General features: G+C 39.2%; 9 protein-coding genes and 2 pseudogenes. 8 read left to right on the top strand and 3 right to left on the bottom strand.

Going from position 1 to position 17,848, the window contains the following annotated elements; all coding sequences use genetic code 11:
* Positions 1 to 24 precede the first annotated feature (24 nt).
* Together J2Z23_RS05785 and J2Z23_RS05780 are read left to right on the top strand one after the other, a co-directional pair.
* On the top strand, positions 25 to 1,479 hold the full coding sequence (locus tag J2Z23_RS05785) for a vWA domain-containing protein (RefSeq protein WP_064468741.1): 1,455 nt from the start codon (positions 25 to 27) through the stop codon (positions 1,477 to 1,479).
* Between the two features lie 133 nt (positions 1,480 to 1,612).
* A complete protein-coding gene (locus J2Z23_RS05780; protein WP_057981725.1) occupies positions 1,613 to 2,230 on the top strand; it encodes a trimeric intracellular cation channel family protein in 618 nt (205 codons plus the stop codon).
* Between the two features lie 81 nt (positions 2,231 to 2,311).
* On the opposite strand, the gene J2Z23_RS05775 is transcribed toward J2Z23_RS05780, so the two are convergent.
* On the bottom strand, positions 2,312 to 3,151 hold the full coding sequence (locus J2Z23_RS05775; protein ID WP_064468742.1) for a TetR/AcrR family transcriptional regulator: 840 nt from the start codon (positions 3,149 to 3,151) through the stop codon (positions 2,312 to 2,314).
* A 264-nt stretch (positions 3,152 to 3,415) separates the two neighbouring features.
* Here J2Z23_RS05775 and J2Z23_RS05770 point away from each other — a divergent pair, with 264 nt between their 5' ends.
* The 3 genes and pseudogenes from J2Z23_RS05770 to J2Z23_RS22205 all read left to right on the top strand — a co-directional run.
* Positions 3,416 to 6,508 carry an efflux RND transporter permease subunit gene (locus J2Z23_RS05770; RefSeq protein ID WP_209973452.1) on the top strand — a complete coding sequence of 1,031 codons (3,093 nt, stop codon included), beginning with the start codon at positions 3,416 to 3,418 and terminating at the stop codon, positions 6,506 to 6,508.
* 314 nt (positions 6,509 to 6,822) lie between these two features.
* Positions 6,823 to 7,326, top strand: a pseudogene (locus tag J2Z23_RS22210) (RICIN domain-containing protein); the annotation flags it as partial.
* A gap of 45 nt (positions 7,327 to 7,371) precedes the next feature.
* Positions 7,372 to 8,292, top strand: a pseudogene (locus J2Z23_RS22205) (pectate lyase family protein); the annotation flags it as partial.
* Between the two features lie 431 nt (positions 8,293 to 8,723).
* Here J2Z23_RS22205 and J2Z23_RS05760 read toward each other — a convergent pair.
* On the bottom strand, positions 8,724 to 9,947 hold the full coding sequence (locus J2Z23_RS05760; RefSeq protein WP_057981728.1) for an amidohydrolase family protein: 1,224 nt from the start codon (positions 9,945 to 9,947) through the stop codon (positions 8,724 to 8,726).
* A complete protein-coding gene (locus J2Z23_RS05755) occupies positions 9,948 to 11,036 on the bottom strand; it encodes a hypothetical protein (protein WP_238456219.1) in 1,089 nt (362 codons plus the stop codon). It abuts the gene before it with no gap.
* A 174-nt stretch (positions 11,037 to 11,210) separates the two neighbouring features.
* Here J2Z23_RS05755 and J2Z23_RS05750 point away from each other — a divergent pair, with 174 nt between their 5' ends.
* The 3 genes from J2Z23_RS05750 to J2Z23_RS22555 all read left to right on the top strand — a co-directional run bounded on the left by J2Z23_RS05750 (position 11,211) and on the right by J2Z23_RS22555 (position 17,815).
* Positions 11,211 to 13,493: an ATP-dependent DNA helicase gene (locus tag J2Z23_RS05750; RefSeq protein ID WP_057981730.1), complete on the top strand. Its 2,283-nt coding sequence runs from the start codon at positions 11,211 to 11,213 to the stop codon at positions 13,491 to 13,493.
* 92 nt (positions 13,494 to 13,585) lie between these two features.
* Positions 13,586 to 16,798: a DEAD/DEAH box helicase gene (locus tag J2Z23_RS05745; RefSeq protein WP_209973449.1), complete on the top strand. Its 3,213-nt coding sequence runs from the start codon at positions 13,586 to 13,588 to the stop codon at positions 16,796 to 16,798.
* Positions 16,799 to 16,993: 195 nt separating this feature from the next.
* Entirely contained in the window at positions 16,994 to 17,815 is an 822-nt protein-coding gene (locus tag J2Z23_RS22555; RefSeq protein ID WP_064468745.1) for a methyl-accepting chemotaxis protein, read from the top strand.
* The last annotated feature ends 33 nt before the right edge of the window (positions 17,816 to 17,848 follow it).

The following is a 17,848-nucleotide window of genomic DNA, read 5'->3' as shown; positions in this document are numbered from 1 at the left end:
TTCAGCGATAAGGAGGAGGAAGATTTGAAACGGTACTTTTTGGCGTTTATATTAATTTCCATTATCATAAGTGGTTGTGCTTCGAAAGAGGTAAAAAGTAAGAAAGAGATAGATACTGCAAAACAGACTCCAGTTCAAGAGACAATTTCTGTAGAAAAGAAGGAAATGGAAGAGTCTGAACCTAGCTTGGCGCAAGAAAAAGCGACGGAAGCGATTGAGCTACCATCTTCTGAATCGCTTATCGCCATGTCGGTGGAAGAGATGATCGACCTTCCAGTTGGGCGTTTGACCAAGGATTTTACTGTTGAACAAGAAACATCTATGTGGGCTTCAAGAGAAGTACCTGCCCAAATCCGCTCTGAATTTTTAGAAGAGATAGGCAGTTTTTTGCAGAATGAGAAGGATCCGCAAGTGATTCATGAAGTATTGATTGCTTATTTAGGCGGTTCACAGTATAAAAATCTAGTGGAACCCCTGTTTACATATTCGCCAACATTTAAGGAACCACTATTACCAGAGCCGTATGAAGTGAACGATGGGGGGACAAAAGAGGAAGCTCCTACCAATGCAATAATCTTGCTAGATGCTAGCTCTAGTATGCTACTACCTACAGAGGGCCGATTGAAAATGGATGTTGCGAAAAGTGCTGTAAGTAGCTTTGCTCAGACGATGGGGCAAAAAAGTGATGTTTCGCTTTATGCTTATGGCCATAAAGGTACACAAGAAGATCGTGATAAAGAACTATCATGTACAGGAATTGAGGAAGTATACCCACTTGGGAAATACAATGACGATGCATTCGAAAAAACGCTTGATAAAGTGTTTGCAAAGGGATGGACACCACTTGCTGGAGCGATTGCTGCTGCGCGAAAAGATCATGAAGCTACTAATGAAGATATAACTCTTTATATTGTGAGTGATGGGGAAGAAACATGTGGGGGAGATCCTGTTGCAGAAGCAAAGAAATTTGCTCAAGAACATCCTGTTGGCAAAGTGAATGTAATTGGATTTCAAGTTGACAACAAAGCTGAGTCCCAACTAAAAGCAGTAGCAAAAGCTGGTAATGGTAGTTATCTGAGTGCTAATACATTAGAAGAAATGACTGGACAAATGACGAAAATATGGCTCCCGTCTGATTTAGATTTAGTGTCACTTATTTACCAAAAGCCAATTGGGTGGCCGCACACAATGGCACGGGATAAAGTTCATAAATATCATGAAAAGATTAAAGATGCTATTCGTGTCGAAAACTTGCGGATTTCTGGAGCGGTTGCACTATTAAAAAAGGAAGAACTGATTGATGAACAACAGCAAGCCGAGCTTGAAACTCTTGTTGAGGAAAAAGCGAAAGATTACACAAACTTGATAGAAGAACAAGCGGACGAAAAATTGGATTTAGTTGATTCAGAAGTAGATCGTATCGTGGAAAAAATTGACAGTTATCAGAAGAGGATGGATGAATTGAAGAAAAAGCAATAAACTTGTTCATCTCCATGTAGCTCAGTAAGCCCTTTTCTAAAAAGAAGTAATAAGTATAGTTAATCACGTAGCCTAATGGTTATTCATTTGCTTATAATAAGGGAATGATAACTTATTAGAGGGGGGGATAACCGTGACATGGGAGATCCTTAATATTATTGGTACGCTCGCTTTTGCTGTAAGTGGAGCGTTAATAGCGATAGAAGAAGATTATGACATATTAGGTGTTTTTGTTTTAGGTTACACGACTGCTTTCGGTGGTGGCTTGATCCGAAATCTTTTGATTGGGATCCCGATCGTCAATATATGGCAACAAGATTTACTATTTGCCGTTGCTTTTGTCATCATTATAATGGTATTTATTATTCCTACTAAATGGATGAAACGTTGGCAAAGATGGGTTGTCTTTTTTGATGCGATTGGGTTGGGAGCCTTCGCTATCCAAGGGGCCAGATATGCGGTGTCCATTGATACACCACTTATTGCTGTTATTATTGCAGCTACAATAACGGGAGCAGGAGGAGGCATGTTACGGGATGTATTTGCTGGTCGAAAACCAATGATCTTCCACTCCGATATATATGCTTTATGGGCTGCATTAGGGGGACTCTCTATTGGTTTAGGTCTTATCCGGAACCCTTTCTCCACATACTTGTTGCTAGCTTTCATTGTTCTATTCAGAATGTTATCTGTTTACTATAAATGGAATCTACCTCGAAAAATAAATGGCGATCGCCTAGGTGAAGGGTAGAGAATAATAAGTTGGCATCTTTATAAAAAGAGGAAGGCGGTTTTGCTGTTTAGGCAAAACCGCCTTCTCCTTGTGTCAATTTTACTTTCCTTGTTTTTGATAATAGTTCCTCAACAAATAAGCGACCCATTTACAATGAGGGTCATGGCGGATGTTTTCGATTAACCCATTGGTAATAGCTAAGCCTAGTGAAGGGGCTGTTAGTTCCTGCTTAAGTAGAAGAAGTGAGTCTTTTTCAAGTGAATCTCCCATTTCACTTAGGTTTTTGTCGATGATTGTGATCAACTGTTCCTTCGTGATATCAAGGTTTTTCCCATGATCAATTAACAGGTTGTAATCTTCTGTGATAAAAGGAAGTGTCATATGTTCGGCTAATAAATTGGTTTTTTCTACAAGTGTTTGCGAAAGAAGTGCAAAATCTAATTGGATATTTTCAAATAAAAATAGCTCTGTATACATCTTCATAAAGCTTTTGATACAGAAAATGAGATCATATTTCGTTTGTTTGACCTCGTCGCCGTACAACCGCTCAATCATATGTAAAATGGCTTTTTCGTGTAATTTATTGTATTCATGCATTTTCACAATCAGTTCTTGATTCAAAGTTTGCATTTGCTCTTTCATAAAAATTCGCGCAAAGTTCATATGTTTGTGAAAATATGTATGGAAAGTATAGTAAAATTGATATAGAAGTTGATCAGCAGGTGAGTTTTTGACCAGGTAGTCAATATCTGAAGTGATCTGCCTCATAAAATGGTCAATTAATGTTAAAATCAATTCATCTTTGGATTTAAATGAAAGATAAAAGGCCCCTTTGGAGATTCCACAATGATCGGTAATTTGCTGGACGGAAGTAGCTTCAAATCCTTGTTCAGCAAAAAGCTCCAATGCCTTTTCCATAATCAATTGTTTTTTTAGCATTTTTATGTTTCTCCTCTAACTTTTTAAAAAGGTAAGTAAATATCACTTTTCTCTAAGGGTGTCTCAGTCCTAGGGTACAAATGCTGTCTTGCCCTATCGCCCGATGGGTTGGAAACTTTCTGGTTGCGTCATCAACAACAAAATTCATGTCAAAAAAAGCAAACTTGCTATGAGGAACCTTGGTCTTTTCTTGTTGACAAGTGACCGATTAGTCATTATTATAGAGAAATAAGTTTAAAATGTCAATTGGGGGTAGGTATTGTAGTGAAGGGTTTAGTCAATTTTGTCATAAAAAATAAATTAGCCGTATGGCTTCTGACCATTATTATTGTAGTGTTTGGTCTTTATTCAGGAACCCGAATGAAGACGGAGACCATTCCTGATATTTCGATTCCTTATTTAATGGTCATGGATGTTTATCCTGGGGCCACTCCGGAAAAGGTTATGGAAGAAGTGTCCATGCCATTAGAGAAGAAAATAGAAAATCTTAAAAATGTAAAAGCTGTTTATTCCAACTCTTATTCTAACATGTCTAGTATTCAAGTGGAATATGATTATGGAATTGATATGGATGAGGCGAATCGAGAATTAAGGTCCGCTTTAGATGATGTGACATTGCCGGATGGGGCAGAGGCTCCTGAAATTACGGCGATTGACATAAATAGTATGATGCCTGTCGTGGCGCTTAGTGTAAGTAGTACAAAGGAAGACATTGTGGAACTGACATCCACTGTTGAAGAAATTGTTCTTCCGAAAATCCAGAAGTTAGATGGTGTGGCCTCTGCTTCAATCACTGGTCAACATATCGAAGAAGTTGATCTTACTTATGATGATAAGAAGATGGCTGAACTGGATATAACTGAGGATACTGTCAAAGACATGATCCAAGCAAGTGATATGGCTGTTTCCTTAGGACTTTATGAGTTTGATGAAGGGGAGCAAGCTGTTGCGATTGACGGGAAGTTCATGACAGTTGATGAACTAAAGAACATGCTTATTCCTGTTACACCTTCAGAAACGAATCCATCTCCTTTCGTTAAACTTAGCGATATTGCCAAAGTTGAATTAGTTGGTAAGGTAGAATCTGTGTCCCGTACGAATGGTGAAGATGCGATTGCGATCCAAGTTGTTAAGGGACAAGAAGCCAACACGGTTGATGTCGTAAATGAAGTGAAAAAGTTAATTGAAGAGGAAGAAAAAAACATTGACGGCCTTGTCATTGATATTTCCCTTGACCAAGGAGAGCCGATTGAAGACTCGATCGCAACGATGATCGAAAAAGCATTATTCGGGGGATTAATTGCCGTATTAATTATTCTTCTCTTCCTACGTGATTTTAAATCGACGATTATTTCCATCGTTTCGATTCCAGTCTCCATTTTTATGGCGATGTTATTATTGCACTGGATGGATATTACCTTAAATATGATGACACTCGGTGCGATCACTGTTGCGATTGGACGGGTGATCGATGACTCGATTGTAGTTGTGGAAAATATCTATCGACGACTCCATCTAAAAGGAGAAAAATTAACAGGACGAGCTCTTATTCGGGAAGCAACGATCGAGATGTTTAAACCGATTGCTTCATCAACATTAGTAACAGTTGCTGTTTTTGCACCATTAATCTTTGTTGGTGGAATGGTCGGAGAACTGTTTATGCCATTTGCTTTAACGATGACCTTTGCTCTTGGTGCTTCATTGATTGTGGCGATTACAATCGTTCCAGCTTTATCCCACTTCTTATTTAAGAAGAAGCTATACGGTGAAAAGTTAGAGAGTCGACACAAAGAAACAGGTAAATTAGCAAATTGGTATAAAGGTATTCTAAACTGGACGTTAAAACATAAAGCTATCACGTCTATCATTTCCATTGCTTTACTAATTGGTAGTTTGACATTAACACCTCTCATTGGATTTAGCTTTATGGGCAGTGAGGAAGAAAAGGTAATGTATTTAACGTACACACCTGAAACGGGTGAGTTAAAGGATGATACTTTAGCTAATGTAGAAGCTGTCGAGAAAGAGCTATTAAAACGGGATGATATTGATATTTTACAGTTGTCCATTACAGACAGTGGGGACTCCATGTCTGCGATGATGGGTGGCGGCGGATCAGGTGGTGCTTTAATGTACCTTATCTTTGATCCAGATATGAAAGACTTCCCTGAAGTTCGCAAAGAAATTGAAAACTATGTGTTTGATATTGATCAATCTGGTGAATGGAAGAGCCAAGATTTCTCTTCTATGGGAATGTCTACTAATGAAATTAGTTACTCACTTTATAGTGAAAATCTAGATAGACTTAATGATTCTGTTAAAATGCTAGAAGATGTAATGAAGGAAAATGATGGCTTAGAAGATGTTTCCTCTACAGCAGAAGATGCTTATGTGGAATATACTTTTAAAGTTGAACAGGATGAATTGTTGCAATATGGGTTAACAGCTGGTCAACTTGTGATGATGCTAAGCCCAACAACACAAGAGGAAGTTTTAACAACCATTGAAAAAGATGGGCATGAAATGAAAGTAATTGTTCAGCAAGAGCAAGCTGAACAGCCAAAATCGATAGACGATATTCTCGATACACCTGTGGAGACAGCACTTGGGACAACGATGCCACTCTCTGATCTTGTCGAAGTGGAGGAAGGTACTACCTTAAACACGCTTGCGCGGAGTAAAGGGGAATACTATGCAACGGTCTCAGGAACAATCATTGGCGATGATATTTCTAAAGCTACATCCGAAGTGGATAAAGCCATTGATAAATTAGAATTACCAAAAGGCGTCACTATTGATGTTGGTGGGGTTGCAGCAGATATGACTGAAACCTTTACACAATTAGGTGTTGCAATGCTAGCAGCGGTTGCGATTGTCTATTTCATCCTTGTCGTGACATTCGGTGAAGGAGTTGCGCCATTCTCAATCCTTGTCTCGTTACCATTTGCCGTTATCGGTTCATTTGTTGGATTATTAATTGCCGGCGAAACGATTTCCGTATCGGTGATGATGGGGCTTCTAATGCTTATAGGAATTGTCGTCACAAATGCGATTGTATTAGTTGATCGAATTGTGCGGATGGAACGCGATGGTATGGACATGCGTGAGGCGATCTTAGAAGCGGGCGCTACCCGTCTACGACCAATTCTTATGACGGCTATTGCCACTATTGGAGCATTAATTCCGTTAGCTATGGGTACAGGAGGCGGTGGTGGTCTGATTTCGAAAGGCCTAGCCATTTCCGTTATTGGTGGTCTAGCAAGCTCTACCTTGCTAACTTTGATTATTGTACCAATTGTGTATGAGATTTTATCGAAACTATTCAAGAAAAATCGTAAAGAAGTAGAGGAAAACTAATAAAGAATGGTCCTGTAAGATGTGTGAATATCTTACAGGGCTGTTTTTTTGTGTCAAAGAGAGTGATAATCATAAACTCAGATAGACGGCGCTCTCACATTCGTAAAATCTATTCCGTATAAGGGATGACAATGCCAACAGGTAATCCAAATAAAATGATTATTCAATTAATATAGAAAACACTATACAATTGACACAATCCATAAATAAGGGGTGAACAAGGATGGGTAATATCTTTCACCCACCATGAGAATGGACAACCGAGAAAACAAGTTCCTAAGCCATTACAAAAAATGAAAGGTGGACAAAGATAAATGTTTAGAAAAACTCTTTTCAGTACAATTGTCTTTTTGGGATTTTTAATGTTATTTTCAGTAAGCGCTCTCGCGAATTTTGATGAAGGCAAATCATACGTATTCATTAACAAAAATAGTGGAAAAGTATTGGATGTTTATGATTGGAGTAGTGATGATGATGTACCATTAGTGCAGTGGGACCGCAATGATTTAGAGGTACAGCAATGGAAAATTAGTGGCACAGACGATGGTTACTATCAAATCCAAAGTTTCTTCAGTAATAAATTAGTGTATGTCCAAGACAAATCTAAGGAAAATGGTGCTAAAATTGTACAAATGAGGGAACGTAAAAGTGCGGCACATGATTGGAAAATCGAGCATGTTGCTGATGGTGATTATAAAATAATTAATAGGAATAGTGGAAAAGCATTAGAAGTATTTGAGCACTCATTGGAGACAGGTGCAAATATTGCCCAATGGGATTTTCATGGAGCTGATAATCAACTTTGGAAAATCGTTGAGGTTGGTTCAAGTGGAGAGGTAATTCCTCCTGACGAAAATAGTAATGCGCCATTAACTGATTTAATGGGATTTGCCACTTTAAATGGTGGGACAACTGGCGGTGAAGGGGAGAATGCAGTTACCGTCACGGTCAACACCGGAACCGATCTGCAAAACGCTATAAAAAATAAAGATCCAAATAAACCATTGAAAATATATGTAAATGGGAAAATCACCCAAGGTAACTCTGCAGGCTTATCCAAAATTGATATTAAAGATGTAAATGATATTTCTATATACGGTAGCGGAACAAAAGGTGAGTTAGAAGGTATTGGGATAAAAATTTGGAGGGCTAATAATATAATTATCCGCAACTTAAAAATACATCATGTGAATATTGGTGATAAAGATGCAATCAGTATTGAAGGTCCGGCAAGAAATGTATGGATTGACCATAATGAGTTGTATAATACTTTGAATGCGGATAAAGATTATTATGACGGATTAATTGACGTGAAAAAAGACGCTGCATATATAACGGTGTCATGGAATCATATTCACGATAGTTGGAAGACCTCTTTAATAGGTTCCTCTGATAGTGATGATTATGATCGACGCATTACCTATCATCATAATTATTGGTCAAACGTGAATTCTCGCTTACCATTGTTCCGCTTTGGACAGGGACATCTATTTAATAACTATTACGATAATATTATTGATACCGGTATTAATTCAAGGATGGGTGCAACATTAAAAATTGAGAATAATCATTTTGAAAATTCAAAAGATCCGATTGTTTCTCTGTATAGCAAAGAAATTGGCTATTGGGATGTAAGCAATAATATGTTCACAAATAGTACGGGCAATATGCCGATTACCTCAACTGTAACCTATAATCCACCTTATCAATATACTTTAACTCCAGTTGGGGAAGTGAAAGTTTTAGTGAGGCAGAATGCTGGAGTTGGAAAAATTAATCCTTAAGTGAACTACTCACCACTTAATTTTCTAATGATAATTTGAAGTGGGAGCTTCTCAGTTCCATGATGAAAGCAACCTTCCATCTCCCTGAGCCTTGCTTCCCGCTGTTCCAGCGGTAGATGTCCGACAGTTTCAGAGGTTCTTTCGTTACTTTGGATATTTTACGCACAGAAGGACAACTTGGTTTTCGTGTATTTGATTCTGCGCAACCCTATATATCCAGTTATCAAAGAACACTCGTACTTATTATGCCGTATTTTTGTGAATAGCAAAGTAAATTTGTCTTACGCCAACCGAAATTCATCTCCACCTTATCGTTGGGCTACGCCCTGCACACGATAGAAGATGGAGACTTCTTTCGAAAATCTGTTAAATAGGAGTTATCCAACATTTGTGTCAATGCTTGGATAACTCCTAAAGTATAATTCTACTAATTATCCTCTACGATCTACTACATGCTTTCCCTGAAAATACACCTTTTTAATTGCTTCCTTGTCTGTGATTTCTAACCCTGGTATCCCCTCTGTCACCAAAAGGTTCGCATCCATGCCGACCTCTAATTTCCCAAATTTGGCTTCTTTCCCCAGAAGCTTTGCTGGATTAGCAGTGATCAAAGCAAGTACCTCATTTTCATTAACGCCATTTTCATGTAAAGCTTGCATCGCAGGCTGAGCAATTTTCATTAGTACATCTGGGCCTTGTAAACTCTGGTCATTAAAGGGTAGCCAATCTACCCCAGGATAAGGAGGTAAATAAGCATCTGTTGCAATTGAGACTGGAATCTTTTGCTCAACTAAATGAACAATATTTTCGGGAGAATTGGGTGTTAGATGGGTTCCTCCCATTGGAGTGGCGACAATCTGGGTGCCTTTCTGTTTCGCCATTTTTACTTGTCTAGGGGTTATTCCATGGGCGTGATGAAGGACATCAACCCCTGCCTCTAAAGCCATGTCAATCGCTTGTTCTCCAGCGACATGTACACCGATTTGTTTCCCATATTCATGGAAAATCTCTACTATATGTTTTAACTCTGCCAATGTGTAGATGATTTCTCCAGCTCGTGGAACCTTTTCCGCTATAAAGTTTGCTGGAGTGGCATTAATAAAAAGATTTTCCCCTGGATAATCACTTTGCTTCGCTAGATCTTGAATTAAGGTTGGGCGAGTTAAGTCTGCTTGTTGGATTCCCTTTGATTTTGTAACTGCCGAAAAATGGGCTAATTTTTCAAAACCGATTGAGATACTTGTCGGGGCAAACGAAATATCGATTGGTAAATCCTGCGCCAATTCTCGATAATCAGCAATTGAAAAATTACAATCGGGATGGCCACAAATTTGCTCTCCAAGTGCTGTGATACCTGCTGTTAAAGCCTGGAGGAGTAACGATTTTCCCGCAAGAAAATGGGTCTTTTCTGTAATGGGATACAAAGAGGAAGGAGCAAACTCAAGTAAATGGGTATGACAATCAACTAAACCCGGAGTGACAACATCACGAGTATAATCGATAGTTACTAAGGAAGGAAATTGTTCCCGTAAGGTTTGCCATTTCCCAACTCCTGTGATTTTGCCTCCTTCAATTAACAGGGCACCATCATACAACGTCCCCATCTTTCCAACTGTCACTAATTTACCTGCTCGAAGCAAATAGGCATTCTCCATTTAAGATCCCACCAAAAAAGGAGTAAGAAAATAACCAAGCACACAGGCAGTGGCAATGCGGATGATCATTCCAATCACTGCAGCCTCGATCACTTCTCTTTCACTTAAATGGGAGGATTCAGCCCAAATTGCTGGAATTTGGCCAACAATGACATAGATAGGTAGACCTGAATTGGCTAATACAAAGGATCCGACGATGAAGCGTGGATCGATTGTTGTGGCAGCTTCAGCTAGCTGAGCGACAGCAAGAGTAGGAGCCACTAAGAAAGAAACAATCCCGGTATTAGGTTCAATACTTAACATGGTTAATAGGGAAGCCGTCCCCGTTTCAATTGGTTCCCAAACACCAGAGAATTTTAAAATGCCGATGAAAATAAACACAATCGTAACAGCTGGGATAATGATGAGCAAAAGCAATTCAGTTCCTTCCTTGGCAGAAGAAAAAATCGTGTTCATAAAGGTTGTTTTCGGTGTGAATCGTGGTAATTCATCTAAATTTACTTTTCTCGTATCCCGATAAATTGTTTTGGCTAAAAGGAACGGTACGACAACTAGAGGCGCGAAAATTGCTAATAGAATGAGAGGAAAGGCGTTAATCCCGAAGATGGATAATGCGATCAACCCAAGTACAAAAGTAGCAAAAGACTGAGGTGACTGAATCATAGTCGCCACTGCTATTTTCTGCTCAGCCTTTGTTGCATGCGCCTTTACAAGGATCGGACCAGCAATTTTTCCGGCTGCGTTAATATCGCCTAATATATTATAAGCGCTAGGAATGATTACAGCTGGGTTGATTTTAAACAAACGCATGAGAGGAACAAAAAGGCGAATAAGTCCATCTGTAAAACCGAGCCTCTCCAATACTCGTCCTAGAATCACACTGACTATGACTGCAATACCTACTTCACTTGTTAAAAAGGTATCTACGACAACAGGTTTCACTTCCTTCATAATCGTATCGAATAATTGGGATAAAGAGTCTGGAACAAGAAAGAGAGCGAGAAGTGATAGTATGACAATCATAATGCCAATAATTTGAAAGATATGCCATTTTGGTGCCTTCGGTTTAGAGTTTTGTTCGATCTCCATATCATTTCCTCCAAGCTTTTTAATATAAGCTATGACATTAAGGAAATTGTGTGTATGCCTAGCAAAGTCTCCGTTACGATATTTACATGGAAAAAATCTTCGAAGTGAAACGTACGTTTCTATTGAGGGCCTTCTGTGCTAAAATAAAATGAAGAATAACGAATGGGTGATCACATGACACAAATCATCAAAATAGCCGTCAGAACGCTTGTGGAATATACCTTCCGAAGTGGGAGTATTGAAACTGGGTTCCGGACAGCTTCTTCTTTACATGAGGGGACAAAAATCCACCAAAAAATACAAAAGACTTATCGTGAAACAGATCAAAAAGAAGTGTATTTGAAGACTGAAGTGACGGTTGATGATCTCACTTTCCAAATTGATGGGCGCTGTGATGGTCTACTAATAGATGAAGATGGAGTGATCACCATCGACGAAATAAAATCAACTTCCATGCCACTGGAAAAAGTGACAGAGGAAACACATCCTGTGCACTGGGCGCAGGCGATTCTGTATGCTTATATATATGCGAAAGATCATGATTTAACGGAAATGCATATCCAGTTAACGTACGTTCAAGTGCGAACAGGAGAAGAAAAGAGATTTCAACGGATAATGGAAAGGGAAGAACTAGAATCATTCGTCCTAGATGTCGTATCTCGTTACGCTTCCTATGCACGCTTAAGGTTGGCTCTTAGGGAAAAAAGGAATGCTAGTGCGAAAGCTTTGGCATTTCCGTTTAAAGAATATCGACAAGGTCAAAGAAAACTTGCCGGTTCAGTTTATAAAACCATTCGAGAGAAAAAGACACTTTTCGCGAAAGCCTCAACAGGGATCGGTAAAACAATTTCAACTATATTCCCAGCGGTAAAAGCCGTTGGAGAAGGGCATGTGGAGCGGATTTTTTACTTAACCGCAAAGACGATTACGCGTACAGCTGCTGAAGAAGCGTTTCGGCTTCTACAAAAAAGTAAACTAGAAATTGTGGTCGTGACGATTACAGCAAAGGAAAAAATTTGTTTTCAAGATAGAGTGAAATGTGATAAAACGGAATGTCCGTTTGCTGATGGTTATTACGATCGGATCAATGGCGCCATATCCGATATTATGGAACATGAAAAGATGCTAACGAGACCAGTGATTGAGAAATATGCTCGTAAACATATGGTCTGTCCATTTGAGTTTTCATTAGACTTAGCGTATGCCGCAGATGCGGTCATTTGTGATTATAATTATATGTTTGATCCTAGGGTATCCTTGCAACGGATCTTTGAAGAAGACAAGAAAAAGACTGTGTTATTAGTTGATGAAGCCCACAATCTAGTTGACCGAGCAAGGGAAATGTACTCAGCTACTATCGTCAAATCCCATTTTCTTGATTTGTATCGCTTGTACAAAAAAGATCTTAAAGAGATTGCCAAGACGGCAAAAAAAGTGAATGATCACTTACTAGAAAAGAAAAAGCAGAATCAAATGCTTGAGAAGTCGCTGGATGACAAACTTGTACAAGTGGTGGATGCGTTTGTCTTTAAAGCTGAGGAAGAATTAGCAAAAGGTGAAGAAGTGGATGAGCTTTTATTGGAAACATATTTCGAAGCGAATGCTTTTGTGAAAATTGCCCGCCTGTATGATCAGCGCTTTACCAGTTATCTAACTGTAACTGGTAGTGAGGTAGAATTAAAGTTATTTTGTCTAGACCCATCAGCACAGTTAAAACAGATGGGCAAGGGGTTCCGCTCCAAAGTCTTCTTTTCAGCTACTTTGACTCCTGCCGGGTACTATATGAACTTATTGGGTGGGAAAGAAGATGATTATGTACTCTCTATCCCGTCCCCTTTTGACCGCGAAAATATAGATGTTATGATCCAGCCCTTATCAACAAGGTATCGAGATCGGGAACGTACAGTTGAACCAATGGTGCAATTTATCTCTCAGATTTTACAGAAACGGGCCGGTAACTTTCTCGTGTTTTTCCCTTCATATCAATATATGCGGACAGTCTACGAGCAATTTATTACACTGACACCGGATGTGAAGACGATTGTGCAAGATGGGGGTATGACCGAGGAGCAGCGCGAAGCTTTTTTGGAGGCCTTCCAGGAAAATGAAAATCCGTTAGATAGGCTAGTCGGCTTTGCCGTCTTAGGAGGAATTTTCTCTGAAGGAATTGATTTAAAAGGCGAACGACTGCAAGGCGTGATTATAGTTGGGGTAGGATTGCCGCAAATAGGTCTGGAACGTAATATTATCAAGGATTATTTCCAAGCGATCGGTCAAAATGGATATGATTACTCGTATGTTTATCCGGGAATGAATAAGGTGTTACAAGCAGGTGGGCGGTTAATTCGGACTGAATCAGATCATGGCATCATTGCTTTGATTGATGATCGGTTTTTACAACCAAAATACCAAGCGATGCTTCCATATGAATGGCAACATTTTACGGTGGGAGAATAGGAATTTCCGACTTTGTAAAAAAGAGGGATTCCATCTTTACATTTAAAATACTTTCTTTATTAAAGGCAAACTTCTTAGAGGGAGGCAAACACGTGAATTGTACATTAACGCAAGAAAAAATTATCGAAAGATGTGGCACTGCCTCCTTCAAAAGAGGTAAAGCTTATTATGAAGCGAATAAAGTAATAATTAAAAGAAACGACTCCACTCGTTGTGAAGCAATAGTGACTGGAGTAGAAGACTTTCATGTCGCAATCGAAAAGAATCGGCATGGTAGCATTCGAACGGAATGTAGCTGTCCGCCACTGCCTGCTTTCAAGCACGATTGTCAGCATATTGCGGCTGTCTTATTTGCCCTTCATGAGCAGCAACATGCCCCGATTCCTACAGATCCCAGTCCTGTTCTTACAGAAGGTCTGTTTCACTTATTTCACCAAGAAGAAAAACAATCTAGAAAACAGCAACTTCATTTTGAGAACAGGCAAATACTAGACGTTACCTTTATCTGTAAGCCCGTCATCGTTAACCATGGACAAAGTATGTTAGGTATTGAAGTGAAAGTAGGATCGAGTTATGTGCCAAATCTCCGAAAATTTTTAGAAGATATAAGTAGTGGAAATTTAAGTCAACTTTCCGCTAATTTAATTTATGATCGGGAGCGTTTTTGTTTTCTGCGGACGACAGATGCTGTTCTCCAAGAACTTATTCAAGTAGTACAAGATGAAGAGATGTATGTAGATACATTACCGGACAAAACGGAATGGGAGTTCAGTCAGGATATTCTACTTATTCCCCCTTCCTCATGGGAACGTTTAGTACCCTTATTGGCTAATGCTCCTTTAGTGAAAGTAGCCTATAATGGGAAGCAATTTGACGGCTTTCAGCAATCCACAGAGCCATTACCGCTCCAATTTGATCTTTCAGAGGTGACAGACAACGATTATGCCCTCAGGATTAAAGGTTTGGAGCAAATGCTAGTGTTAAACGTCTATCGAACCGTTCTCTTAGAGGGTAAGGTGATTTTACTAGATCGTAAGGATTGTACCCGTCTATCAGAGTTAGAACAAATGCTCTCATCTTCTCGCGCCAATCGAATCTCCATTCCTAAAAGTCAGATCCATGATTTTATTGAAAAAGTTGTGCCTGGTTTGAAAAGACTAGGTAAGGTCCAGCTAGCTGGGCATATTTCTGAAGGCTTTTCCAGTACCCCACTAGTTGCTAAATTATTTTTAGATCGTATCAAAAATCGACTTCTTGCTGGATTAGAATTCCATTATGGTGGGATTGTTATCCATCCATTGGAGCGACAAGCGGATATTGGGCCTGTATTATTTAGAGACTTGGAAAAAGAAGAGGCTATCCTTCAACTTATGGAGGAAAGTTCCTTTGCCCAAACAGAGGGCGGCTACTTTTTGCATAATGAAGAATTAGAATATGAATTTTTGTATCACATGCTTCCGAAAATGGAGAAGCTTGTGCAAGTATATGCGACGACCGCTGTTCGTAGTCGGGTTTTTAAAGAGAAAGCCCATCCGCGGATTAGAGTCGGCTTCAAAAAAGAACGGACGAATTGGTTGGAATTCAAATTTGAATTGGATAGCATTCCTGAAAGGGAAATACGTGAAGTGTTAGCTGCTCTTGAAGAAAAACGGAAGTATTATCGTCTGCGCAGCGGGGCTCTTCTATCTCTTGAAACGAGAGAGTTCGAAGAAATTCAGCGATTCCTTCGTGCTGCTCCGATTCAAGATGAAGACTTGGAAAGCGGTCTTCATATCCCAGTTGTTCGTGGCTTTCAACTTATGGATTCGATAGATGACCCAGACGTTATGAAGCTGGAGGAGTCTTTCCAACAATTTCTAAACGCTATGCAAGATCCGGAGCAACTGGACTTCGAAGTCCCGAAAACATTAGAGTCGACCTTACATGAGTATCAAAAACATGGCTTCCGATGGATGAAGGCTATCGCCCACTTTGGTTTTGGTGGAATTCTTGCTGATGATATGGGACTTGGAAAGACTTTGCAAAGTATTGCATTTATTTTATCGGAACGGTCAAATATTCGTAAAAGCAAGCATCCTGTACTGATTATTTGTCCATCTTCCCTTACCTATAACTGGTTGAATGAGTTGGCTACATTTGCAGCAGATTTAAATGTAGTTGTAATCGATGGGCAGAAGGGGAAGCGGATCGCCCTACAGCAGGATGTTTCAACTTTTGATGTGGTAATCACTTCGTACCCGTTGTTACGTACAGATATTAAATGGTATGAAAAACAGTCTTTTCATACAGTATTTTTCGATGAGGCACAAGCATTTAAGAACCCGTTTACCCAAACCGCAAAAGCAGTGAATAAAGTGCAAGCTAATCATTATTTCGCCCTTACTGGAACACCGATTGAAAATTCATTAGAGGAATTATGGTCAATTTTTCATGTCGTATTTCCTGAATTGTTTCAAGGATTAAAAGAATACAGTAATCTTTCAAGGAAAAAGATCATCCGGCGGATTCGTCCTTTTTTGCTCCGCAGGACGAAGGTAGATGTACTAGCGGAATTACCCGAGAAAACGACATCACTGAAATTTGTGGAATTGCTTCCAGAGCAGAAAAAACTTTATGCTGCTTATTTGGCCAAATTAAGACATGATACGTTAAAACATTTGGACAAAGATACGTTCAGAAAAAATAAAATTAAAATTCTCGCTGGTTTGACACGCTTGCGGCAGATTTGTTGTCACCCGGCTTTATTCGTGGACGGTTATAAGGAAAGCTCTGCGAAGTTTGAGCAACTGTTTCAGCTTTTAGAGGAGGCAAGGTCTTCAGGAAGAAGAGTATTGATCTTCTCGCAGTTTACACAGATGCTTCAACTTATTGGCCGTGAATTAGCAATGCAAGGACAGTCATATTTCTATCTTGATGGCCAAACCCCAGCAGAGGTTAGGTTGGAAAGATGTCATCAATTTAATAAGGGAGAGCGGCAAATTTTCCTTATTTCCTTAAAAGCTGGTGGGACAGGTCTTAACCTTACAGGGGCCGATACAGTTATTCTCTATGATACTTGGTGGAATCCGGCTGTGGAGGAACAAGCGGCAGATCGTGTTCATAGAATTGGTCAAACAAAGACTGTCCAAGTGATCAAGCTAGTAGCACGCGGCACAATTGAGGAAAAAATGAATGAACTACAAGAAAAAAAACGACATCTTATTGAAGAAATGATGGATTCAAGCAAGCACTATTCAACCTTACTTACGGAAGAGGATATACGAGAAATCTTGATGATCCAGAAGGGGAGGGATGAAGAGGGCTAATCAGTTATAGGATATAACAGCTCTCTTCTATATATAGATAGTAAATTTTACTTCTAGGATAATAATAGTCCCTTTATCCTTTCTAGATAGCACCCTATCCTTCATTTAATTATTCATATCTTTACGGACAAATAGACTTTAGTTCATGGGGGATATGTCGATATTATACTAGAAAACTATTAAAGGAGTGCTAATATGGATAAGGTACAGGCTTTTATCGCTTCCATTCCCTATCTTAAGAATATTTTAAGAGAGGAAACGATGATAACCGTATTTGATCATGAAAAATATGTTTATTATTCTCCAAGTGCTGATTTAAATTTTGGGCATCAACCGGGAGACCCATTGCCAGATGGGTATTTAAACTTTAAAAAGGTGAATAAAGAAGGAACTACAACGGTAAAAGTACCAGCAGAGGAATATGGAATTCCATTTGATAGTATTTCATTTCCAATAAAAAATGATCAAGGAGAAGTTATTGCTGCGGTAAATGCAGCGGTCAGTACAAAAAGACAGGAATTTTTTACTGAAGTTGTAAAAAACATGGATTCGATTGCAGATTCACTGCATGAAAAGGTCCAGCTAATTGCAGCTCATTCCGAAGAGTTATCAGCTACTACTGAACAAATTGCGGAGAATACAAAACTTACAGTGGAACATTCTTCAAATATTAATGTAGTGACTGGCACGATAAAGAAAATTAGTGAGCAAACAAATCTTCTTGGTTTGAATGCGGCGATTGAAGCTGCAAGAGTGGGAAGTGCAGGGGCAGGATTTGGAGTTGTGGCAGATGAAGTGAGAAGATTATCGGCTGATTCCAAAAATGCCACAGTTAATATCGAAGAAACGTTAAATTCTATAAAGGAATCCATTGAGGGTATGCAAGCGGATTTTAGTGAAATTGCAAAGGCTTCTCAAGAGGAAGCGGAACTTGTTACAGAATTCATGTCTGAAATTGAAAAGCTATCTGCCACATCTAATAAATTAAGGCAATATATGGAGGAGCTTATTTCATAAATGCTGTTGTCCAGTAGACGGTTCATGTGTTGA

Origin of the sequence: Lederbergia galactosidilytica (genome assembly GCF_017873565.1) — a bacterium.
Lineage (GTDB): Bacteria > Bacillota > Bacilli > Bacillales > Bacillaceae_C > Lederbergia > Lederbergia galactosidilytica.
Note: the sequence above shows the minus strand (reverse complement) of the source record. Positions and strands in the feature narration are given on the sequence as shown.